This window comes from Vibrio sp. JZG120, assembly GCF_053890955.1.
The window spans coordinates 199,410-223,645 of record NZ_JBSRRK010000005.1 but is presented as its reverse complement, the minus strand read 5'-3'; the positions used below and the strand labels follow the sequence as shown (position 1 = coordinate 223,645).

Below are 24,236 nucleotides of genomic sequence, written 5' to 3'. Positions count from 1 at the left end.
TAAGGCATTGTTATTTATGTGTCCCACTCAGACTGAACAGGTTTACTTCTGCGCCTCTAACAACACTTCACGGATCACGCAGCTGGTTTTAGCAACTTCTTCTGGTGTTAGTGTCGGATGGACCAAAAACATCAAACTGGTCTCCCCTAACTGCACCGCATTTGGTAGGCGTTTTTCTGGTCGCCATGGCGTGTTATCAAATGCTTTTTCTAAATACACCTCAGAGCAGCTACCCTGATAAGCCGGAACGCCACGTTCTACAATGGTTTCCACAATGCGATCTCTCGTCCAGCCCTCTGCCAAGTGTTCAGGCTCAACAAATAGGTAGTGTTTGTATTCTGCGTGCTGCGAATGCTCAGGCACGTGAACACGGCGAACGATATTGAGATCTGCAACTGCCTCATCGAGTTGTGCCGCATTGGCTTGACGTTTTGCCGTCCATTCTGACATGCGAGTCAATTGAATACGACCAACCACGGCTTGTAGCTCAGTCATACGCCAGTTGGTTCCAAAGCTGTCGTGCAACCAGCGAAAGCCCGGTGGATGTTGACGGTTATAAATCGCGTCATAGTTTTTACCATGATCTTTGTAAGACCACATTTTTGACCACAAATCTTTATCATTCGTGGTCACCATGCCACCTTCACCGCCTGTGGTCATGATCTTATCTTGACAGAATGACCAAGCACCAATGTGACCAATTGTACCTACACTGCGCCCTTTGTATTTTGCACCATGTGCTTGGGCACAATCTTCAATAACATAAAAACCATGTTTTTCTGAAAGTGTCATAATGGCATCCATTTCTGCAGGCATGCCAGCTAAATGAACAACGATGACCGCTTTCGTCTTAGGGGTTAGCACCGCTTCAATTGACTCTGCCGTGATGGCTTGGCTATTGAGATCCACATCCGCGAACACAGGGTTGGCGCCAGCCGTAACAATAGAAGACGCAGAAGCAAGAAACGTTCTAGGCGTCGTAACAACCTCATCCCCTTCACCAATCGCTAACGCTTTAAGCGCGACATCGAGTGCAAGGGTACCGTTGCTTAGTGCAACAGCATGATCACATCCAACCCAAGCTGCGAATTCTTTTTCGAACTCACGGCACTCACTACCCGTCCAGTAGTTTACTTTGTTTGACAGTAGTACACGACTAACTGCATCTGCTTCTTCTTGAGTAAAAGAAGGCCATGGAGAAAATGGAGTATTAAGCACGATGTCACCTAAATAAAAATTATTCTAAGAATGTTATTTTGACTTATTTACGAGCTGTGCAGGCGTACCCACAACAGTTTGCAAATCTGGTACATGGTTAACGACAGTCGCGCCGGCTCCTACCATTACGCCCGTACCAATGGAAATAAGTTGTTTAACTTGGCTTCCGATACCGAGCCAAGAACCTTCCCCGACAGTTACCCCGCCCGCAAGATTACAGCCAGGGCTAACATGTACACCATCCGCTAAATGGCAGTCATGATCTATCGTTGAGGCAGTGTTAATAATGCATGCTTTACCAACTTTGACAAAAGGATTGATGACAGCACCAGCCATGACCACCGTACCTTTATCAAGCTGACTATGCCGACTAATTGTGGCCCTAGGGTGCTCTAGTACAGAGAATTTAGCGCCAGCTATACTCAGTTGCTTCTGCTTTTCTAACCTGACTTTATTATTGCCGATTGCGATCACCGTTAGATCAAACTGTGCCGCTATCTTTAACAAGACTTCGGAATTCCCTTTGACTGGCCAATGCTCAACATTTTGCAACTCTGGCCAGCGGTCATCAAAAAACTCAATGTTTGTATAACCATTTAGCTCCGCAATTTCAGCAACGACTTTACCGTGACCACTAGCGCCTAAAATTGCGCAAGTTCTATTCATGGATTTCGCTCTGCTTTGATTGACCAGTAAAAGGTTCTATCGTGACATGGCCATCTGCCGATATTCCTTCCTTCACAAGCACTTTTTTAACGGTTAGGAACAGAATTTTGATATCTAGCCACAGGTTACGATTATCGACATACCAGACATCGAGCTTAAACTTATCTTCCCAACTAATCGCATTACGCCCATTAATTTGAGCCCAGCCCGTTACGCCAGGCCTGACTTCGTGACGTCTCGCTTGCTCTTTACTATAAAGCGGTAAGTACTGCATTAATAAAGGACGTGGCCCCACTAAACTCATCTCACCTTTCAATACGTTCCACAACTCCGGAAGCTCATCGAGGCTCGAGTTTCTCAATTTGTATCCGAACGGAGTCATTCGCTCGGAATCAGGAAGTGGATTTCCTTGTGCATCGACCGCGTCTTTCATGGTACGGAACTTAACCATTTCAAATGGTTTGCCATTCAAACCAGGACGTGTTTGACGAAACAACACTGGCGAGCCTAAATTCTTGCGTATTTTCCAAGCCACGAACGCGATAATTGGTGAAAGTAAAATAAGGGCAAATAAAGAAGCCGTGAAATCAAATATCCTTTTCATTAGATAATCCCATGATTTTTAAAATTTCCGCATTAACTTTATGGACATCAAATTTTTCATATGCCATATCGTGACTGCTTTTGCCCATTTCCTGCCACTTGTCTTGGTTCTCGATAAACCAGATCATTTTTTCTGCAAGCTGTTCTGCATTGGCTTTTTCAACTAACCAACCATTTTCGCCATCAATTACCGTTTCTCTGCAACCTGGCACATCCGTGGTTAAGATTGGTCTACCCATCGCCATCGCCTCTAACACTGTACGAGGCATTCCTTCATGATAAGAGGGCAGTACATAAATAGCGCAGTTTTCAATAAATGGACGCACATCGGTGGTTGCGCCACTGTATTTAATCGCTCCCGACTCAGTCCATTGGTGAACCTCATCAAGCTTGATACCATCAGGAGATGGGTCTTCAGGGCCAACTAACTCAAATACCGCTTCAGGATACTTCTGCTTAACTAACTTAGCAGCTTGAGCGTATTCTCTTATCCCTTTATCGCCTAGTAACCGGGCAATTAACAGAAAGTGTGGAGTAGAAGGTAAAGGAGATAAGCTGTAATGGCTGAGATCGACCCCCGAACCATTTACGAGAAAACATTTTTCTTTTGGGACAATACCTTCATCAATAAAGACTTGCATGTTGTCTCTGTTCTGAAAAATAACGCCTTTCGATTTCTTTAAAGCGGAACGATATAAGAACTTAACAAGAACATTAAGTAAGTTCTTTGCCACCCCACCTTTTTGAAAGGCATAGCCAAGCCCCGTGATCATCGCGTAAAAAGAAGGGATATTTGCAAATTTAGCAGCAAGCCCTCCCCAAATTATTGGCTTGATTGTATAAGCCAACACTAGCTCTGGGGAGTGTTTTTTAAACATTAGAAAAAACTCTAAAGCCGTATATAAATCCTTAAAAGGGTTTAAACCATTTCTATTTATAGGAATATCGATATAATTTGATGGTAAAGCCTCGATTATATCTATTTCACGTTTCTTTGCACCAGAAGCAACCGTGACTACTTTTAGTTGAGAAAAATGAATGCTTTTTATCAATTCCCCTCTAAAGTTATATAGTGAGGATGGCAATGCGCCTATGAACATAATCTTCATTTTAATTTTTCTTTTCATAATTTAAAATAAAATAGAGAGAAATAAACAATAAGATAGGCATAAACATCCATTTTTGACGAACAGCTATCCCCAGGTTAGCCGAAGTAAGAGATAATATAGAGAGTGAACCTAACGCGTAGAAAAATAAAATTCCTAAAGAAAAACTATGTTTATACCTTCTATATCTCACTTTACATAAAACGGCGTAAAATAAAACCGCCATTAAGATAAGGTTATCGACAGAAGCTAAGAATTGTGAAATACCGCTAACCTCATAAGGCAATGGTCTAAATAAATATGAGAAAAACTTCTCTGGCATAGACATTGATGTTAAATCGATCGAACTTCCCCCGGAGGTGTTTTTTGTCTCTCGGGTCTCGATGTAAGCATCTACACCAGAAACACCACCTTCAACCCCAGCATATTTTAAGCCAAAAGGAATAATCAAACTTGTCATGCCTAAAGAGATAATGAGTATTCCAACTCTAAGAATTAAAGATATATTTCTAGAGAATATCAAAGACAATGACAAAGCTATTATGCAAACTCCGGCCATATGAGGTCGAACAAGCATCATTATAGAAATAACACATACTAGGAGAAATAAATTTTTACTGATATTCAAAGAAGAATATATCAGCAAACCAACAGAAAAGAAAAATAATGAATCTTTACCAATACCAGATGTCCAGAAATGCATGGAAGGTAAAAGAAATAGACACTTAACAAAAATTAAAGTTACATTTCTCCAAGAGTCCACAATATTTATTACCGCAGCATAAAACAACAAAACCCCCAGGTAGCCAAAAATATTAAATACTAAAGACATACTTAACGGGCCTACTTCAAAGATATTAATTAGCGATGAAAAATATATCACTGCGATTGTGCCGGGCCTAAAATCTAACAATGGCTCACTAGAACGCAAATAATATGTTAACGCATCCCCACCACTATTATTAACAATGTTTAAATAGACCAGGCAGAACGCCGTATGATAAAGGTACAAAAAACAGCAATAATTTGAAGAAAGATTGAGTTTTTTACTTAAAAAGTAGGAAACCAACAAACCAAAGAAGAAAATAATGCACGCAGAAACGACTCCCCATACACTTCCTAACAAAGATAAATTATACCCCATACACCACCATAAATAGTTACAATGAACTATATAATTCCTCGTATTTATTAACTATGCTATCCATCGCGTATTCATGCCGCATCTTATCAATACTCTTCATTGAAATAGTTTCTAGCTTTGATTTTGATTTGACTATTTCAAGAGCCTTAGAAAGAGCATCAACATAGTTATCCTCATCATCATGATCTAAACAAACTAAAAGCTCATCATTCAATAATATATTTCTAGCATCACCAACATCTGTCGCGACGCATAATTTACCAAGGCACATAGCTTCACCAAGAACATTAGGAAAACCTTCAGAAATAGAATGTAAACAATAGATGGTGCTAACATTTAATATGTTAGTTACATCTTGTCTCTCACCTAAAAGAATAAAATCATCTGGATTATTAGTTTCTTCTATCAAACGATTAAGCTCTCTATTTTCTTTAGTTACACCTCTCCCTACCATAACGAAAGAAAAATTTTCTTGATCATACTTCTTAGACAAAAGACTACATGAATTTATAAATAGCTTGTGATTTTTTACTGGATGATATCGGCCTATACTTGTGATTACAATTTTATTACTCAAGTTCAATTCATCTTTTAATTCTAGACATTTTTCTCTGGAGGAATAAAATTTATCTTTGGTAAATCCGTTCGGGATCACAATCATTTTTGAGGCATCATAGCCAAGACTTACATGTATATTTTTTGAATTATTTGCAGCACATACTATTTTCTTGGGCAATACGTGAGATAGAATGGAAAGTATCTTGCGAATAAATACCGTGATTTTACTCCCTGCTTTATTTATTTCAGTGCTCCGTATTGACCAAATTATGTTATTAATGCCCAATAATTTTGCACAAATCCCACCTAGAAGATCACTATGATACATCCATGTATGTACAATGTTTGGCTGAATTTTTCTAAGTAACCAGATAAGCTTTATTGGGCCCAGTAAAAGAAAGTTAAATTTATTCAGATTCAAACTATGGACTTCTATTCCATTTTTTCTAAGCTCTCGCCCAATAACACCTTCTTGCGTTAAGGAAACTACTATGTGATGCTTATCCTTGTTACAAGAGTTTTCTACGAGCCTTTTTAACATCAACTCCGCACCACCAACATTCAACCCTATTATCACATGAACGACTTTATTCACTACTATCCATACTCCAACTTGTTAAGTTAAATAGTTATATACTTTCAATTACATTCAGGTATTTAGACACAATAAAGTCTAATGAAAATGATTCCAACTTATTTGAATAATCAATACCAACCCTTTCAGACCCCATTAAATCAGTAATATAAATAGCGAGAGTATTATAATCTCCGACATCAAATAGATTGCCATAAAGTCCATTATCAAGAATTTCTCTAGGTCCACTTTTACAATCACTACTTATAATTCTTGCGTTAGAGACCATGGCTTCAACAAGTACATTGCCAAAACCTTCTCGGCTTGAAGACAATACAAATACCGAGCATGCTTTCATATATTTATAAGGGTTGGATGTAAATCCCATCAAAAGTACATCTTTTTCTAATTTCTTCTTAGCTATTAGCTTTTCCAAAGCGGAACGCTCTTTTCCTTCACCAATAATAACTAACTTTGAACCATCTATTTTATCTTTTACTAACTCAAATGCTGATATAAGTGTTGGGAAGTCTTTTTCGATACCTAATCGCCCAACGGCTAAAATGGTTTTATTATTTTTCTGAAACCAAGGATGAACTACATCGTCTAAACTTTTTTTGTGAACATTACTTATATCTACAGGGTTATTGATTGTAACTATATTTTTTTCTTTAAATCCAAAATTATTGATTAAGTCCTCTTTGACTCCATTTGATACCGTAACAATTTTATTAGAGAACCTATATGTAAACCTCACCAATAAAGATAAAATTAAGCTTATTAATTTATTTTTTTTTGCAATCTCTTTTAAAGTTGATGATAAAGTCGAATGCTCAGTAACAATAACCTTTGTTCGATTCAATGTTAACATGTTAGATACTAAAACAATCACATTTACATAGTTCATTGCTGAAATAATACAGGAAGGTTTATTTTTTAAAATATATTTAAACAATAAAAAAATAGATCTTTTTGTATCTGTGGCGTTAAGCTTAATTATGTTAACATTTTCATTTAAATCACTTTCAAATATCCCGCCAGATTTTAACAGCACAAGATCTACATTTTTTCCACAGTTTGATAGTCCATTAGCTAAATTGACAATTACTTTTTCTGCCCCCCCCCCACTTAAAGAAGGTATACAGAGGCTAATTTTACTATTCATGATTCACCTATTAAAAGCTTACATTTCTCAAAGAAAAAAACACGAAAATCGAACGCATTAAATAAAACAACCTGAATAAAATAGCATGCAAAAAATATCGCCGAATAAACAACAATATCTAAGCCGTACTGTAAAGTACTATACAAGAAAGATGAAATAAAATAAGATGTTACCAAAGAGAAAATCAATATTAAATTATTAAGTGAAAAAATTTCAATCTTTATATAAAGATGGGAAATAAAAATTGAGGCCACCAGAACAACAAAATAAGAAACCAATGTTGAATAAGCTGCTGCAATATAGCCATAACTTGGGATGAACGCAACGTTAATGACTAAGTTTAATATTGCACAAAATAATGAAATAATTGTGATTATATATGTTTTCTTATATATATGAAACACCACATAAAAACAGTAATTAGATAAAGCATAAAAAATTGAAGATAAACATATTATAGGTAACACTTTCAACGCCACATCAATATATTCATGACCTAACATTAAGTCTGATATACTATTTAGTGATAAATAAAAAGCAATTACGATAGGGAAAGCAATACCAATAATAACATTTAAAGTTTTATCTAGTTCTACTTTTGCCAGTTCTTTTCCTTTGCTCTCAAATATATTGACTATTCTTGGATATGTCGCAAGACCAATGATAAGAAAGAACATGTTCAAAGAGTTGAAGCCCAAATCATAACTTGCAGAATATAAGCCCACATCTTCGGCACCTGAGTACCTCATCAGTAACAAGCGATCTGATGATGAAACGACGTAACTTACTAATGCTGATATTGCAAATGGAAAACCATAACTAATATATTTTTTTATACGTAAGAACCTGATAGATGTAATACCATAACAAAGTAACTTCCTTGTGGTAAAAATCATACATATCAAATAAGAACCAACAACTGAAAAAAGTAGCGCATATTTACCTTCACCATCTATAAAGACTATAGAGATAAATAAAACCACCGTAGAGATGCTTCTCAAAAAAGATATAGCTCCATACTTTTTAACTTCAAATCCACTACGATAAAACTCTAATACAATAGCATTATAAGATTGTAAAATAGTAATAGAGCAGAAAAAAAACAAAAAGTATAACTCTTCATATATTCCTGTTAAGTACAAAAAAGAACACAGAGAAATAACTAAAAGCGATATCAAAAGATATAAAGAATTAATAACTCTAACAAAATTTACAATATCTTTTCCTTTTGCTTCATGATAAAACCTTGATATACATATATTCAACCAAGAAAATGAAAATGTCGATAGTAAACCAACAGATGAAATTATTACCGAGTAAAAACCAAAATTCTCAGGAGATAATAACCTAGTATATAAAGACAGGGAGAATAAATTAATCACCCCTGGCAAGCCTTTTGCAAAAAAATATCCTATTATGTTTTTTATCATGCTATTTTCATTTTAAAACCATTTATAAAAAATTATAACCTTAAATATTCATACCAATATTATTTTTATACCATAACATTGCTTTAGATATTCCCCTATTTATTTTATATTCAGGTTGGTAGTGTAATATCCCTTTCGATTTAGATACATCAGCCTGAGAATGCCTAACATCACCAGCACGAAACTCTCGGTAAATTGGCTCCGCTTCTACTTTGATATCATTGTTATTCAATGCTTTCTTAATGGCATAGAACAAATCATTCAACGTAGTTCTGTCACCAACAGCTACGTTGTAGACTTCGTCTTTCGCATCTTCTTCCGCTGTTGCTGCTAACAGGTTCATTTGTACTACGTTGTCGATGTAGCAAAAATCTCGGCTTGTTTCGCCATCACCATTAATGTAGACGTCTTCACCATTGATCATTGCCGCTGTCCATTTCGGAATTACTGCAGCGTAAGCGCCGTTTGGATCTTGTCGGCGACCAAATACATTGAAATAACGAAGCCCTATCGTTTTAAAACCGTAAGTGCGGGCGTATACACCGGCATAAAGCTCATTTACGTATTTAGTTACCGCATAAGGAGAAAGTGGGTTACCGATGTTTTCTTCCACTTTCGGCAGTGCTGGATGGTCTCCGTATGTCGAGCTGCTTGCAGCATAAGTAAAGCTGCTTACCCCTTCTTCTTTTGCGGCATCCAACATATTTAAGAAGCCGGTAATGTTCGCTGCGTTTGTGGTTAGTGGGTCAGCGATAGAGCGTGGTACAGAACCGAGTGCTGCTTGGTGTAGTACGTAATCAACACCTTTTACGGCTTGTTGGCATGTTTTCGGCTCACGGATGTCTCCTTCAATAAAGGTAAAACGATCCCACTGAGCTTCACTTACTAGGCCTTTTACTTCATCTAAGTTGTGTTGATGGCCTGTCGCGAAGTTATCTAAACCCACTACGGTTTGATCAAGCTTGAGTAGTTTTTCCAGTAGGTTTGAGCCAATAAAGCCCGCAACACCCGTTACTAACCACGTCTTTGGTGATTCAACTAGTTCTTGTTGGATTTGTTCGTATTTGGTCATTGTGTTTTCCGTGTGGGGAAGGTCTAAGATCTATGTACCTACATCTATACCGATATAAGTTTGTGTAAGGCGTTCCCCTAAAGCGCTTTTAGCGTAATAAAGAAACCGTTCTTCTTCTTTCGCGGTTTCTCTTTGAAAGCCTTCAGCGATATTTGAGGAACAGACAGAGCCGAGTGTGTTATTTGGTCTTTAAATCCATAACCTTAGCAATCTCACATGAATGTATAAACGAGGTTCGCCAAGCGTGATGACCACTTCCAAACTTCTAACTGTTCGAATTTCATGGTTCTGCTCTGAAGCCCTAGGTTCTAGGTCCTTATAGACGCATATCTACGCTTTCTTTATCTAGAACGTATTTCAGGTCGTACAATACGTGTTCTGGTTTACCCAAAATACGAATTTTCTCGACACCCATTTCTTTAAATTCGTTATGAGAGACCGCCATGATGATCGCGTCATAATGGCCTTGCTTTTCTTTTTCGCAAAGTGTTAAGCCATATTCATGCTGCGCTTCATCATTTGAACACCAAGGGTCCATAACATCGACGTTGATGTTGTACTCTTTTAGCTCAGAGATAATATCCACTACTTTGGTATTACGAAGGTCTGGGCAGTTTTCTTTAAATGTTAGGCCCATAACAAGTACGTTTGCGCCTTCTACGTGAATACGTTTTTTCAGCATTTTTTTCACCAGCTGAGAAACAACGTATTGCCCCATACCATCGTTTAGGCGTCGGCCAGCCAAAATCATTTCAGGATGGTAGCCTACTGCTTGCGCTTTATGCGTTAGGTAATACGGATCAACACCAATACAGTGACCGCCTACCAAGCCTGGACGGAATGGTAAGAAGTTCCATTTGGTGCCTGCCGCTTCTAACACTTCTAGCGTATCGATACCAAGCTTGTTGAAGATGATTGATAGCTCGTTGATTAATGCAATGTTTACATCACGCTGTGTGTTTTCGATTACTTTGGCAGCTTCGGCCACTTTAATTGATGACGCTTTGTGTGTACCTGCAGTGATGATGGTTTTGTATAGCTGGTCGACAAATTCTGCGACTTCTGGCGTTGAGCCACTTGTTACTTTAAGAATGTTCGTGACTCGGTGTTCTTTATCACCCGGGTTGATTCGCTCTGGAGAGTAGCCTGCGAAAAAGTCTTGGTTAAACTTAAGGCCAGAAACACGCTCAACAACGGGAATACAATCTTCTTCTGTTGCACCTGGGTATACGGTTGATTCATAAACGATGATATCGCCCTGATTTACTACTGTACCCAACGCTTCTGAAGCTTTAATAAGAGGCGTTAAATCCGGTTGTTTGTGTTCGTCAATTGGAGTAGGAACGGTAACAATGTAAACATTGCACTCTTTGAGTTCTTGAAGAGAGGAAGTATAAGAAAGGTATTTTGCTTCTGCTAATTCATTATCGCTGCATTCTAATGTGCTATCGCGTCCGGCAGAGAGTTCATCGATACGGTCTTGGTTGATATCGAAGCCAATCGTTGGTGATTTTTTGCCAAATTCCACTGCAAGTGGTAAACCAACGTAACCTAAGCCAATGATGCCAACTCTGGCGTTTTCTAATGAAAAGTTCATTTTTAGTTCCTAGCAAGTTTAGATTTTTAGAACGCCTTTAGGTCTGGTTAGGGTAACCAAAGGCGTAGATAGACGAAGGACGCACAGGGCATCCCTTGAGAAGTTCTTAATACTTGTAAGAGTGATTTGTATTCGAATAGCGAATATGGATGTTTTAGGCATGCCGTAGACACGTTGATAGAGCACATGAGTATATGTGCAACGAGAACACTCTACGGAACTAGATACGTGGACGGTAAATAGAAGGGAGGAACCTTATGCCTAGCCAATTATCACTCAAAAACTGTCATCGCAGCTTTGAATTGCCCCTCTGACGTAATGGGACATTTAGTTAATTATTTGTTTAGGCGCACTTTTTATAAAAGCCGACCTTGCCAGAAATGCAACTATGTGCTTAATTGTATTTATATTTATCTGGTGACATTTTTATGTCACTTAGAGAGCTTTGTTTTGCTTTTTGGCACGCTACCGCCCTTAGGTCTGGCTCCTAAAGGCAGTGCATTTGGTTTTTTATCATTTGTGCTCAAGGCAAAGGATTGTATAGCAAACAGGTTGCAACGAAAAGTACAAGACTGACAAAAAAATGGCTTTTTTATGACAACCAACCAAGATATAAGGTGTCATTTTAACCAGAAAATCGTAAATTCTACCTACCTAAAGCGCGTTTTATAATACGCATTTATTCATTTTTATTTATTACAAAATGCAAAAAGTTGACTATGTGGAATATGCATCACAATTTAGTGCAACTAAAAATACCATTTGACACTCTCCTAGCATTTTGACTCCTACTTTTGTGTTTATCTGGCTGTTGCCTCTCCCTCTTCTTTCTTGAATTCATTACATTGATGCTCATGAAAAGGAGATCGTTATGAAAGTACTTCATCATGGTGGGAAGAATACGGTGACAGGCTCTTGTCACGAACTGCAACTCGAGCACGGGAGCATTTTGATCGACTGCGGGTTATTTCAGGGTAAGGATGCATTGGTAGGCCGTCATGACCGTTCGATGGCGATAGAATTTTCCTTAGCCAAGGTAAAAGCACTGGTGCTGACTCATGCTCATATTGACCACATAGGCCGATTACCGTGGTTACTCGCTGCGGGTTTTAAAGGCAAAATTTACTGCACACAAGCTACTGCTGAGTTGGTCCCTCTTATGCTAGAGGATGGATTAAAGCTGCAGCTGGGTTTAGGCAAACATCAACGGCAGCACATCTTAAATCTAATTAAGCAACGATTGGTGCCGTGCCGGTACAACACATGGCTTCCTCTTAAGGGGTTGGCTTATTTACGCTTTCAACCTGCGGGCCATATTTTAGGCTCTGCTTATTTGGAATTTAAACTCTCAAATAATGACGTAATTGTATTCTCCGGCGATCTCGGTCCCAGTGATACGCCTTTACTCCCTGATCCTAAGCCGCCAGAAAAAGCGGACTATTTGTTTATCGAATCGACCTATGGTGATAAGCATCATGAAAGTGTGAAAAGTAGAAGTGCTCGGCTGCTTTCTATTGTCGAACATGCACTGGAAGATGGTGGTGTGATTGTTATTCCTGCTTTTAGTGTAGGTAGAACACAAGAACTGTTATTCGATATTGAACAGCTTTTGTACCAGGAGTCTTTACATGGAGCCCTACCGATTATTCTTGATTCGCCTTTAGCAAGAAAGGTGACAAAAACTTATCGGCGCTTTAAAAAGCTTTGGGGTAAAGAAGCGAAGCAGCGTTTGGAGCAGCAACGTCACCCTTTAGCGTTTGAACAATGTATTACGATTGAGACTCATGCTGAACATATGAGATTGGTGAATCGTCTGGCGAGCACGTCTGAGCCAGCTATTGTGGTTGCTGCTTCTGGGATGTGCGAAGGTGGTCGAGTGGTAAATTATCTTAATGCGTTGTTACCAGATAGTCGTAATGATGTGCTGTTTGCTGGCTATCAAGCAGAGGGAACGCTAGGCAGAGAAATTCAAGAAGGGGCGAGTGAGGTTGATATCGAAGGAAAGAAAATTAAAGTGAAAGCTCAAATACATACGATGTCTGGCTATTCTGCTCATGCAGATCAATCTGATCTAATTCGATTTGTAGAAGGAATTAATCCGCCGCCAAAAGAAGTGCATTTGATTCATGGTGAAAATAAAGTAAAAAGAGCCCTACATTCCAGCCTAACAGCAAAAGGCTCTACCGTTGTTAAATAAGCGTCAGCTACTTACCGTTACATGTGTCTTACCAATTTGAAATCGCTTTCTAATCCAGCAGGTAATACGCCAAATGTAACTAATGATGAAGACATAACATGTAAATGCCAATAAAAAGAGTATCAACATGACGTGCTCATGCACCTGAAACACCTGCCCTAGAGTTCCAAACGCAGCAAACAATAACGCCCAGAAGGTAATGAATGCTAAAGTTTGTCGCGATGACAAACCCAACCGCATACATATGTGGTGAAGATGTAAACGATCAGCCTTAAAGGGAGACTGTTTCTTCCTTAAACGACGTAGCATGACCATTGCCATGTCCATTAAAGGAACAGCAATTAACCATAAGGCCGTAACAGGCTTCATTAAAATAGCTTGCACCTCATTCGAAATGCTTTGCGAGCTGTGTATTAGTAACCAAACAATGGTAAAACCAATCAGAAAGCTTCCTGAGTCTCCCATAAATACCTTAAATGAGCGCTTAGGGATCAGATCTAGGTTACACAATATGTACGGGAACATGGAAAGCACAAAGATAAAACAGAATATTGTTAGCTTTACTTCTCCGGCTTGGTAAAACATAAACCCTAAAGCTAAAAATGTGACTGATGCTAAAGACGCCAATAAACCATCAATTCCATCGACCATATTGAATGCTGTAATACAACCAATGATTGCAATCGTTGTTAGTAAAACATTTGCACTACCTACGTTGAGCACCCCAAATCCAAATAGATTGCCAAGCTCTGTAAGCGCAATCCCTTCACCAAGGGTAAGCCAAACGGATATGACGGTAATGACGCAGAGCCTGAAAGAAGCACTGATGTCTAACTTGTCATCTATTGTGCCGATAATAGTCAGTATTAGACCACATACAAGAAAGTCCTGCTGATTTGGCAAAAGTTGTCCTTCAAACGTACTTGCTAAAGTAATCGTGACAAAGAGGGACAAACCACCTATTACAGGTACATCTCCAATATGCTTTTTACGACATGATGGTCTATCGACGAAGTCATGGGCAAGAGCAAGCTTCCTGAAAGTAAACAAGCTAATAAAAGACACACTGACAGTAAGTAAAACAAGAGAGATCAAACCAAGTTCCGTTGTGATAAGTATAGTTATAAGCAACATTTTGCGGCTTTCACTAAATCAGCCGATTGAGCTAGATTTGCTTGCACGCGATTTGTGATCTAACAGGCATTAGTTCCTGCGTTTATCAAAATCACCTACTAATTGTATATCAAATAAATTCTCTTGAATTAGATTTTATACAAAAAAGCAAGCTCAAATGCGCTTGCTTTTATAAATAGCTAGTTTTAAACAAAGCCAAACTTAGTTATGTGACGATTAGACAACGTTTAAAAATCAAAACTAGTGATTATTTGATATCAATTGCACTAAAGCTCTTAACTAGGTCATCGACTTGCTTAACCTGAGATAAGAACTGCTCTAGTTTTGCCAACGGGAACGCAGACGGGCCGTCACATTTTGCTTTATTCGGTTCAGGGTGAGCTTCCATAAACAAACCAGCAATCCCGGTTGCCATACCAGAAAGGGCTAACTCAACCGTTTGTTCACGGCGTCCGCCTGACGCGGCACCAGAAGGGTCTCGCATTTGCAATGAGTGCGTCACATCAAAAATGATTGGGCTACCTTGCGATGCTTTTTTCATTACTCCAAAGCCAAGCATATCAACAACTAGGTTATCATAACCATGACAAGCACCACGTTCACACAGTATGATACGATCGTTACCACACTCACCAAACTTTTCTACAATATTGCCTACTTGGCCCGGGCTCATAAACTGGGGTTTCTTGACGTTGATCACCGCACCAGTTTTAGCCATCGCTTCTACAAGATCTGTCTGACGAGCTAAAAATGCAGGTAGCTGAATCACATCCACCACTTCAGCAACTGGCTGTGCTTGAGCTTCGGTATGAACATCAGTGATAATTTTCACACCAAATGTATCTTTCAACTCTTGGAAAATTTTCATCCCTTCATCAAGACCTGGACCACGATAAGAGTGCACAGAGCTACGATTCGCTTTATCAAATGACGCCTTGAAAACATACGGAATACCAAGCTTTTCCGTTACTTTTACGTAGTACTCACAAATCTGCATCGCTAAGTCACGCGATTCTAGGACATTCATACCACCAAATAGAGTGAATGGTTTGTCATTCGCAACTTCAATATGACCGATGTTTACGGTTTTCTGGTTCATTGGGGTTTCCGTTTTTATCTTAATGAATATATTTATTTAGCTAGTAGAACATGACGAACACGTTCTAAATCTTCAAGAGTGTCAATACCGTGCTCAGGCTCCTCACTTGCCTCATCAATGACGATTTCGACGCCGTGAGCTAACGGACGTAACTGCTCCAGTTTCTCTAAAGACTCAAGAGGATGCTCAGTAAGTTGAGTAATCGCTTTTAACGTCTTTACTCGATAGGCATATAAACCGATATGTCGGAAATAGTCGCCTTGTGGCAATTCAGCTATTTCAGTAGAGAATTCATCACGCGGGTAAGGAATTGGAGCTCGACTAAAGTAAAGAGCTTTGCATCTTTCGCCTTGAGCTACTTTTACCACGTTAGGGTTGATAAAATCTTTTACATGCTTAATGCGCTGCATTAGTGTCGCAATGCCAGCGTTACTATGGGCATCAAGCAGGGCTGAGACTTGTCGTAACAGCGCGATCGGCATCAATGGCTCATCTCCTTGAAGGTTTACCACGATGTCGTCATCAGCAAAGTTTAGCTTGTTCGCCGCCTCAGCTAAGCGATCGGTGCCGGAATTGTGTTTCTCCGAGGTCATGACCGCGGTTGCACCAGCGTGACTGACAACATCAAAAATATCTTGATTATCTGTCGCTACGTAGACCGAGTCTGTCAGGGTCAGGGCACGCTCTACAACATGGGCAATCACTGGCTTACCCACCAGATCCAGCATTAGTTTGCCAGGCAATCGGCTTGAACCGAAGCGAGCTGGAATAACAATATGAATATTAGACATTAACGTTCCATCTTTGTGAGTGACGTTGATTAGAGATAAGAAGCAGATCTAAGATCGGATAAATCGCTTGAGCGTATTTTTAGCTTTCTTCATCGCAAGTAACAACTGCAACTTGGTATCTTTGACTTGCACTTTTCCAGCTTTCATTTGTGCTACACGAGTCACCGCCTGTTCTGCTGTCATCGTTTTACGCGTAATAGGGTCCACATAAGTCGGGTATTCTATCAAGGCAAAGTAAGCCAAGCTTTCGACCGAATGAGAACGCGTTCTTCTTGCGCAAATCAGCTTATCATTGGTAAGCCCCCACCCCGCATAGAATGGTAAGCCGTAACAGGTGACGCGCTTACCTCTCAACAGCGCTTCAAACCCGGTTAAGGACGTCATGGTATGAACCTCATCGACCATTTCTAATAAGCTTGCCATTGAGGCCTGCGTTTCGACATGGTCGGCCGCGCGTGTGAAATCGCCCTGCCAGTTACCGTTATCTCGTTGACCAGCCAAAACATCGGGATGTGGCTTATAAATAATGTAGGCATCCGGCTCCGCCGTCCTTACAGCTTTAAGAAGCGTCTCGTTGTGATAGATCTCCGGTGAGCCATACTTGATTGACGCATCAGACTCTACCTGGCCCGGAACCAAAATGATTTTTCGATTTTGAGGCAAAGAGACGTCGCAATCGCTACCAACATTGTATTTAGTCAGATTAGTCGCCAGCAGTTGAGTTATCAGCGCACGCGCACGTACGCAGTCCCAATCGCTATACTGCTGATTTTCCAACATGTACTCTAAGTCGCTGGGCTCTCGGACATCAAAGTAAATACCACGCGAATCGCACACAAGAGATACCGGACGATTAAAATGCACCCCTAACCCTACAGATCGGATAAAGCCATCTTCAATACAATAGTTGTTTTCATCCAACGACCCACGACCCCAGCGCAGCATTTCTTCCGCTTCGGAACTCACCTTCTCAAACCGCCAGGCTTTCAGGTAGTCACCAATCCATCGTTGTTTCCACCACGACAATTTTGATATAGAAACTGTTCTGGAAGGTTTTGCCATAACTTTGAGTGTATCCGCCATATAACTGATAATACGCTCAATATCACACCGTTCCCCAAGAATAGGATCTACATAGCGTGCATATTGTATATATGCTGCATAAAATAACTGCTCCAGTGAACGATCAACGTTTCTGCGAGGGCATTGTTGTCTATCGTTAGTCAACCCCCACCCGGCGTAAAACGGCACACCAAAACAATGAACACTCGCCCCGGCTAAGAGCGCTTCGAATCCCATCAAGCTGGAAACGGTATAGACACTTTTAACGCTGTCTAAAAAGTCCCAAGGGTTTACTTTTTCCGTGTGCACCCGAATATTCGGGTGCTCAAATGGCAGAGGGTAAAGAAAACCTTTCTTCTTTCCATGCACAACATCAGGGTGAACTTTCACCCAAACTGTTTCGTCTGGATTTTCCTCAACTGCCTGTTTAAGCATGTCAACAAATGTTTCTTGCGAGGCTTGCGCGCCCTCAACAGAAGCATCACCTAGGGTCTGATCAATCACCAATACCCTTGGTTTTTCTTCTATTAAGGTTTCATCCCGCTGGTTTTGATTGTATTTCGAGAGTCGGTACTGGCGAATCGCGTTAATACATAAGCGACTGCGCACAAGCTGATCGGCACCTAAGCCTTCGCTTTCTTTGATCAGAATTTCAAGCTTCGACGGCTGCCTTGCATCATAATAGATACCGACATCATCTACGACCAGGCTCAGAGGCTGCGCGCCCGCCACCCCTAAGCCAATAGAACGCAGAAAGCCATCTTCCAATGCAACGTAAGGGAGATCATGCTTTTCAGCATAATCTCTGGCTCGCTTTGCAGTGGCTTTAAAGCCCCAGCCGATAACCGAGTCATATTGTCCCCGATGGCAAGTAGAGCATATAACTACATCATCATTCAAAAAGCGACCCAAGTTTCGTAACTTTTTTATACCCTTCGATAGCACCAAGGTATTATTCATAGTTCAAACACTTTATTCTAAGAGAGAATAGAAAACGAAGTATAACAAGCAACTAGCTAGCTACTTTAAATAGCTTTCTCTTCACAACACCGATAGGGTCTTTCAGCAATTTTTTCATCTTGTGTTTGGCACCATACTTCTTCGGGTTTTGGCTTGGAATAATTTTACTTGCGTTATTTGCCTTCTTCGGACTTTCAATCTTTACAGGCTTTTGTTCTACCTTTGCTTTAGTAGGACTAACACTCTTATTATTACCCTGAGCTCTCAACTTAAAGTATGCCCGGTAGTAATCATAAAACCTTGTATTTGTGGAGTATGGTGTCTCTCTCCATTCACGCTCAAACCGCAACTCATCAATGATATTAACTTTGTAAAATCTTGAAAGCATCGCTATATTTCTAGAGCTACCATCGGGTTCTTTTACTACTTGGTAGTCTGTATTTGCAAATGAATATACATTATTAATGAGGTGACTAATGAACCTTTTAACTTTTTCGAAATCTGTTTCATAACCAGATCGAATCTTACTCACGGCATCATCAGCATCCAATACCTCGCATGCAATTCCTTCATGTGAGTAGTATGTTTTCCCGAAATGATATACTGGCGTTTTCGCCATCGCGCTAAGCAATCCAACTCCAGAGTTAATTAGTAAAACAGAATCACTACCTTGAATACAATCATAGATATGGGTATCTGCAGGAAGTTCAATTATATTTTCAGGCAACTGCAATGAACTCTCCAATGGGTGTTTTTTGGCAACCACCACCCAATCCTTAGAAAGCTTACTTGCAATAACTCTTAGTTGATATGAAAATTCCTCTACACTTTCCACATTACCAGAGAAATAATTAATCACACTATCATTTGGTCTTTGGAATGGGACAAATAGTATTTTCTTGTTGTCTACGCCATATTTCTCTCTAAAGAACTCGCTCCCTATCCTTTCTCCATTTTTTTCTAAAGTCTCATCATCAAGGAAAGTGTTATATATATATTCCTCAACTTCTATAGATTGCTCTTCTGTTAACTCATGGTCCCAACGCTTTCTCGAATAAGAATCGCTATCTCCATTAAAGCCATTTGGATCTATAAACCAAGAATTATTCAATGCACCTCGATCAAAGACATAGTATGGAATACCATACTCTTTACAGCCCCTGTACAAAGACAATCGGTGTTCATTCCCATAAGGGTTAAAGAAAAACACTCTATCATACTGTTTATCTTCTACTAACTCTTTTAAACTATCACTATTTGCAATTATTTTTTCATCAACAAACTCACAATTACCAATTTCAACAAATAGTTGTTTAAGAGAAGTTGCATTAATAGATTTTTTTGAAGCTAGTATCAGAATATTTTCTTTAGCGTGAATGTTTGGCAATGGTGTAATTCGTGATTTACCACTATCGTATTCATTCATCAAACGCTCAAAAATACCACGATTGATCCTGTTTCTCTTTTGGTAATTTGTTCCTACATGATTATCATGCCAAAGATGAACAAAATAAAGCCCTTCGTCCATTAGTGGTCTACCAAACATACTAAAAAAAGTTCTATAGCCTTTATAATCTAGAGAGTCATACATGTAGTTATGAGAACGAGGCTCATGTGTTTTGTAATATTTTTTACTCATATCACACAATCGATAGTGTAGTTCAAAGTCCTCAAAACCATGACCATAAAACTCTTTATGCATCCCTCCACTCATTAAATAAAATTTACGGTCTAAGAGTTTACATGATGAGGCAGGCGCATACATATGTATGATTTCTTTATCATTTTCCAAATAGGCTTGATGAATCGTAAAATTCTGATCGTAATCAGTCATGTCTAGATATTCTCTAGAGAAATTCTCTGTTAAATATAAACATGGAATGAGCTCAAGCTCATTAAAGTACTTATATTTCCCTAACCTACTTTCAATAGCTTTGTAAACTGAGTCATTAGCAAACAAATCAACATCTTGGAAAGATATAAACTGCGTATCTGCTTCTATTGCGCCTACATTTCGACATACACCACTAGAATATAATTCTCCATGTCGATTCAACCGAATATAACGAATACCCCGAGCTTTCGCAATCGGCTCAAGTTCATCAGAAATATCTTTTGAAGAGGAAAAGTCTACAAATATTCTTTTTGAGAAATCAGAAACATAAGATTCTTGCAAGAAGAATTTTGCTCTCTCATAAAGGTATGAATTTTTATCACTGCAATTGTAAGGTGTAATATAAGTTAAGGACATTTTTTACCTACTAATAAATTTTAATCTTTCCAACTAAACCCAACCGATGTGCTCTCGAATAATTCCTAATCCAAGTAAACCGATCGCCCAGCTGACTAAGCTAGCTAAGAATACTGTGATGATTGAACGGACTCGATGCGGCTCCGATGCCTCATCCGGAAGGGTTGGCTCAACGAAAGTCGCGAGGTAACGGTGTTTTCTCGAAGCTTCAATACGCGCCGCTTCCAATGATGCCAAAGCAGAGGTATAGGCTTTTTCGGCAAATTTTCGTTCAACCACTAAAGGTTCATAATCAGCAAATACACCACTTAGCGCAGACTGAGTATCGGTATCCCCTGCTATCGAATTTCTTTCACTCTGTATTTGTTGAGTGAGTGCTTTTACTTTACGCTTTAAATTGATAACAGAAGGAGCTTTGACATCCATATAACTGGTTAAAGCATTTAATTCGGCTTGGGCTTTTGCAAGCTGCGCTTCCAACTCACCGATCAACATCATTTTTGCAGTTGCTGTCTGTGTAGGGTCCAAATCCTGTGCTTGAGTACGAAAATCATTCATAAGAACACGCGCATTGGTTACCCTTTCTTCTGCCCTTTGAACCTCAGCTTCTGCAAAAGCGAGATCATCTTTTCTCGCTTGTTCAGATAGGTTATTTACCAGGATTTCACTCTGATGAAGAATGGCCTTCGCTAGTTTATTCGCATCTTCCGGAGAAAATGCTCTTACCTTAAGCGTGATAATTGTCGTTGTCGGATCATATGAAGCCGTGACAAACTTATTCCAGTAAGTTATCAGCTCCATTTGTGTTGTCTTGCGACCTAACGCAGATATCCAGTCGGCATCAGGGTGATTGAAAATGTCTTTCAAAGCCAGCTCTTTGCTTACTTCTCTGACCATATCTAAAGAGTGTATATAGTCTTGTACAATATAAGAATCTGTTGCACTACCGCCCTGAGAAGGTATTCCAGCAATGCCGCTCAATAGATCGAGCTGTTGCATCTCATTACCTTTTACAGAAAATCGCGTTTCTACAACAAACTTTCCTGATGCTATAAAACTATAGTAAATCAGAGCAATTATCGTCGGGACCAACACTACAACAATAAAACTTCTCTGTTTATTGTTCCTATTTTTCCAAAACTTATTAATAAATGTTTTATGCTTTTTCTGTAATTTCATTTTGATAATGTCAGATATTTATCGATTGCTTCATTGATATCCTCGAAAAAGGTTAATACCCCATCCGACAATACTAATCCCATATCACAATGTTCTTTTAATGTAGGCATACTATGAGACACCATGATTAAGCTAGATTTTTCACTTCGGTCTTTAAATGCCATGCGACATTTTTCCTGAAACCTTCTATCACCTACCCCGGTGATTTCATCTACCAGATAACAATCAAAGTCTATAGCCATCGACAATCCAAAAGCTAATCTCGCTTTCATACCGGAACTGTAACTCCTGATGGGCATATCAAGATAATCTCCCAGTTCAGAAAACTCTCGGACAAATGCTGTCACTTCTTTTATATTTGCGCCGTAAATTCGACTAACAAAACGTAAATTTTCTGCTCCGGTTAATGAACCGTTAAAGCCGCCCGAAAATCCCAATGGCCAGGACATTTTAACTTTTCTCTTTATGACCCCAGTAGTAGGTGCTTCCGAACCAGCAATCATCCGCAGCAACGTTGATTTCCCAGCACCGTTAACTCCCAAAAGCCCGATATTTCTGCCTCTGGGAAAACTCACAGAACAGGGTTTCAAAACTTGTTTTTTACCTTTTGGGGTTTTATATACTTTCGATACATTGATAAGATCAATCATAAATTACGTGCTTGCTCTTTTGTATATTGAGTTAAAGCTAATCCTATCAATAACATTATAACCGCGCAGGCAATGGCGTATTGATGATTAATATAAACATTTTGATATGTAGAGAAAAAGCCACTTCTCACCCATTCAACATACTGAAAAAGCGGGTTCCACTGAAGGTACTCTCTCGCCTGAGGGGGCAAACTGGCCGCAGTAAAAAAAATACCTGAGATAAAGTAGAGCGGACGATTAACTGCACTAAATAGCTTATCCCAGCTGTCAAAATAGATCCTAATCGCTGAGTTAGCCATACCTAATCCAACTGAAAATACAACCAGAACGATCAGTCCCATTAAGACATTGAACAAATCATAAATCGCTAATGCTTTACCAACTAGCTGAAGAGATACAATGATCAATGCAAATACCACTATCATTGTGATAGATTCCAGCAACGCTCGACCCATAAGTACATCAAAAGGTGTCACGTGTGGATACGCCAACAACGCTTGGTTAGCACCTAAAGCCCCCGATAACCTATTTGCGATATTACTATAGATTAACCAAGGAACAATTCCCGTAGTAAAAAAGACCGCCAAATCACCGCCGACCGGAGATTTACGCCCTAATGCAGAAAAAATTGCGACTAATATTAGCACTTGGGTTAACGGTTCAAACAAGGCCCACAAATAGCCAATCTTGCTCTTGCCGTATTTTCCCAGGGCTTCACGTAAAATAAGGGCGTATAAGACCCGCCCTTGTACTCTTAAAGCCTGTCTTAGGTCTTTCATTACATATTAAAGATTTGGATTAGTCCGACAACCTTGCTCTCATCGTCCAAAACAACTAAAGATGAAATCGAATACTGGCGCATCTTATCTTCTGCATCGGCCAACATTTCCGTGTCATAGCAAGTTTTAGGCTCAATAGTCATTATATCGCCAGCTTTTAAACTATTAAATTCAGCTTCTTTTGCCAACGCACGACGTAAGTCTCCATCAGTGATGATACCTTTCAGGTGGTCATTTTCGGTAACAATAGCCACACCTTTACGGCTCTCGTTCATTTTAATAATGACAGAGGTCATCAAATCACTAACGTCTACTAATGGTAAATTCTCGGCACTCATTTCGTCACGCACACGAGTCAACAAACGTCGTCCCAAAGAACCACCAGGGTGAAAGCGAGCAAAGTCATTTGGCATAAACTGGCGCATTTTCATCAACGCAACGGCCAACGCATCACCTAAGGCAATAGTAAGAGTTGTTGAAGTGGTTGGTGCCAAATTGTTAGGGCAAGATTCTTGGATCTGCGCTAGTAGCAATGTGACATCTGAGTTGCAGCTCATCGTAGAATCAAGTCTTCCGGTAATAGAGATGATCTTATTGCCAAATGACTTCAACGAAGGAATCAATTGCAATACTTCATCTGTTTCACCACTGTTCGAAATTAGGACAATTACATCGTCTTTCGTAATCATCCCTAAATCGCCGTGAAATGCTTCACTTGGGTGCAAAAAGAAACTTGGCGTACCAGTTGACGCTAAAGTGGCAGAAATCTTCTTTCCAACGTGACCAGATTTCCCCATTCCGCATACAATGACATGGCCTTGACAGTTGATAATATAAGAGATGGCCTTTTGATATTGCTCTAAATCAATACTATCAGCCATCTCATTCAATGCGTTCGCCTGGTGCTTAAACGTATCAACAATCGACTCCAGTGCTGGCTTTTGTTCAGCCGAAATCGAATAGTAGTCGTTAATATCTAGTGTTTTCATGCAATTCTTCTC

The 24,236-nt window shown here is 39.5% G+C and carries 21 protein-coding genes; 1 reads left to right on the top strand and 20 read right to left on the bottom strand.

Translation table 11 applies throughout. From position 1 onward, the window contains the following. Positions 1 to 42 precede the first annotated feature (42 nt). From ACWPOD_RS12520 to tviB, 11 genes are all read right to left on the bottom strand, one after another. A complete protein-coding gene (locus ACWPOD_RS12520) occupies positions 43 to 1,218 on the bottom strand; it encodes a DegT/DnrJ/EryC1/StrS family aminotransferase (RefSeq protein ID WP_456231928.1) in 1,176 nt (391 codons plus the stop codon). A 33-nt stretch (positions 1,219 to 1,251) separates the two neighbouring features. Beyond that, entirely contained in the window at positions 1,252 to 1,884 is a 633-nt protein-coding gene (locus tag ACWPOD_RS12515; RefSeq protein WP_456231927.1) for an acetyltransferase, read from the bottom strand. Continuing rightward, positions 1,877 to 2,488 carry a sugar transferase gene (locus ACWPOD_RS12510; protein ID WP_456231926.1) on the bottom strand — a complete coding sequence of 204 codons (612 nt, stop codon included), beginning with the start codon at positions 2,486 to 2,488 and terminating at the stop codon, positions 1,877 to 1,879. The genes ACWPOD_RS12515 and ACWPOD_RS12510 overlap by 8 nt, the downstream gene beginning before the upstream one ends. Next, positions 2,472 to 3,596 (bottom strand): glycosyltransferase family 4 protein, encoded by a 1,125-nt coding sequence (locus ACWPOD_RS12505; protein ID WP_456231925.1) that lies wholly within the window; start codon positions 3,594 to 3,596, stop codon positions 2,472 to 2,474. Before ACWPOD_RS12505 ends, ACWPOD_RS12510 begins: the two co-directional genes overlap by 17 nt. A gap of 1 nt (position 3,597) precedes the next feature. Then, entirely contained in the window at positions 3,598 to 4,737 is a 1,140-nt protein-coding gene (locus ACWPOD_RS12500) for a hypothetical protein (RefSeq protein ID WP_139051872.1), read from the bottom strand. Between the two features lie 16 nt (positions 4,738 to 4,753). Beyond that, complete coding sequence (locus tag ACWPOD_RS12495) at positions 4,754 to 5,890, bottom strand: glycosyltransferase (RefSeq protein ID WP_053815913.1); 1,137 nt, start codon at positions 5,888 to 5,890, stop codon at positions 4,754 to 4,756. Positions 5,891 to 5,924: 34 nt separating this feature from the next. Next, positions 5,925 to 7,034, bottom strand: coding sequence for a glycosyltransferase (locus ACWPOD_RS12490; RefSeq protein WP_456231924.1), 1,110 nt, complete (start codon positions 7,032 to 7,034; stop codon positions 5,925 to 5,927). Then, positions 7,031 to 8,464, bottom strand: a complete 1,434-nt coding sequence (locus tag ACWPOD_RS12485; protein ID WP_053815911.1) for an oligosaccharide flippase family protein — start codon at positions 8,462 to 8,464, stop codon at positions 7,031 to 7,033. Before ACWPOD_RS12485 ends, ACWPOD_RS12490 begins: the two co-directional genes overlap by 4 nt. 40 nt (positions 8,465 to 8,504) lie before the next feature. Further along, entirely contained in the window at positions 8,505 to 9,536 is a 1,032-nt protein-coding gene (locus ACWPOD_RS12480) for an NAD-dependent epimerase/dehydratase family protein (RefSeq protein WP_456231923.1), read from the bottom strand. A 30-nt stretch (positions 9,537 to 9,566) separates the two neighbouring features. Beyond that, a complete protein-coding gene (locus tag ACWPOD_RS12475; RefSeq protein WP_241772639.1) occupies positions 9,567 to 9,686 on the bottom strand; it encodes a four helix bundle protein in 120 nt (39 codons plus the stop codon). A gap of 166 nt (positions 9,687 to 9,852) precedes the next feature. After that, positions 9,853 to 11,133, bottom strand: coding sequence for a Vi polysaccharide biosynthesis UDP-N-acetylglucosamine C-6 dehydrogenase TviB (tviB, locus tag ACWPOD_RS12470; RefSeq protein ID WP_456231922.1), 1,281 nt, complete (start codon positions 11,131 to 11,133; stop codon positions 9,853 to 9,855). Positions 11,134 to 12,004: 871 nt separating this feature from the next. Between tviB and ACWPOD_RS12465 the strand changes: the two genes are divergently transcribed. Next, positions 12,005 to 13,330: an MBL fold metallo-hydrolase RNA specificity domain-containing protein gene (locus ACWPOD_RS12465; protein ID WP_456231921.1), complete on the top strand. Its 1,326-nt coding sequence runs from the start codon at positions 12,005 to 12,007 to the stop codon at positions 13,328 to 13,330. A gap of 3 nt (positions 13,331 to 13,333) precedes the next feature. Here ACWPOD_RS12465 and wecA read toward each other — a convergent pair whose 3' ends face one another. From wecA to ACWPOD_RS12420, 9 genes are all read right to left on the bottom strand, one after another. Next, the gene (gene wecA / locus ACWPOD_RS12460) at positions 13,334 to 14,425 is read right to left on the bottom strand and encodes a UDP-N-acetylglucosamine--undecaprenyl-phosphate N-acetylglucosaminephosphotransferase (protein ID WP_239945660.1); all 1,092 of its coding nucleotides are present in this window, start codon (positions 14,423 to 14,425) and stop codon (positions 13,334 to 13,336) included. A 286-nt stretch (positions 14,426 to 14,711) separates the two neighbouring features. After that, positions 14,712 to 15,563, bottom strand: coding sequence for a 3-deoxy-8-phosphooctulonate synthase (gene kdsA, locus ACWPOD_RS12455; RefSeq protein ID WP_006742492.1), 852 nt, complete (start codon positions 15,561 to 15,563; stop codon positions 14,712 to 14,714). A gap of 32 nt (positions 15,564 to 15,595) precedes the next feature. After that, a complete protein-coding gene (gene kdsB / locus ACWPOD_RS12450) occupies positions 15,596 to 16,354 on the bottom strand; it encodes a 3-deoxy-manno-octulosonate cytidylyltransferase (protein WP_167426991.1) in 759 nt (252 codons plus the stop codon). 48 nt (positions 16,355 to 16,402) lie between these two features. Further along, on the bottom strand, positions 16,403 to 18,376 hold the full coding sequence (locus ACWPOD_RS12445; RefSeq protein ID WP_167426992.1) for a capsular polysaccharide biosynthesis protein: 1,974 nt from the start codon (positions 18,374 to 18,376) through the stop codon (positions 16,403 to 16,405). Between the two features lie 52 nt (positions 18,377 to 18,428). Next, positions 18,429 to 20,627, bottom strand: a complete 2,199-nt coding sequence (locus ACWPOD_RS12440) for a capsular polysaccharide export protein, LipB/KpsS family (protein WP_167426993.1) — start codon at positions 20,625 to 20,627, stop codon at positions 18,429 to 18,431. A 33-nt stretch (positions 20,628 to 20,660) separates the two neighbouring features. Then, complete coding sequence (locus tag ACWPOD_RS12435) at positions 20,661 to 21,806, bottom strand: capsule biosynthesis protein (protein WP_167426994.1); 1,146 nt, start codon at positions 21,804 to 21,806, stop codon at positions 20,661 to 20,663. Further along, the gene (locus ACWPOD_RS12430; protein WP_167426995.1) at positions 21,803 to 22,456 is read right to left on the bottom strand and encodes an ABC transporter ATP-binding protein; all 654 of its coding nucleotides are present in this window, start codon (positions 22,454 to 22,456) and stop codon (positions 21,803 to 21,805) included. Before ACWPOD_RS12430 ends, ACWPOD_RS12435 begins: the two co-directional genes overlap by 4 nt. Next, positions 22,453 to 23,235 carry an ABC transporter permease gene (locus tag ACWPOD_RS12425; RefSeq protein ID WP_167426996.1) on the bottom strand — a complete coding sequence of 261 codons (783 nt, stop codon included), beginning with the start codon at positions 23,233 to 23,235 and terminating at the stop codon, positions 22,453 to 22,455. Before ACWPOD_RS12425 ends, ACWPOD_RS12430 begins: the two co-directional genes overlap by 4 nt. Then, positions 23,235 to 24,224, bottom strand: a complete 990-nt coding sequence (locus ACWPOD_RS12420; RefSeq protein ID WP_167426997.1) for a KpsF/GutQ family sugar-phosphate isomerase — start codon at positions 24,222 to 24,224, stop codon at positions 23,235 to 23,237. The genes ACWPOD_RS12425 and ACWPOD_RS12420 overlap by 1 nt, the downstream gene beginning before the upstream one ends. Between the last annotated feature and the right edge of the window lie 12 nt (positions 24,225 to 24,236).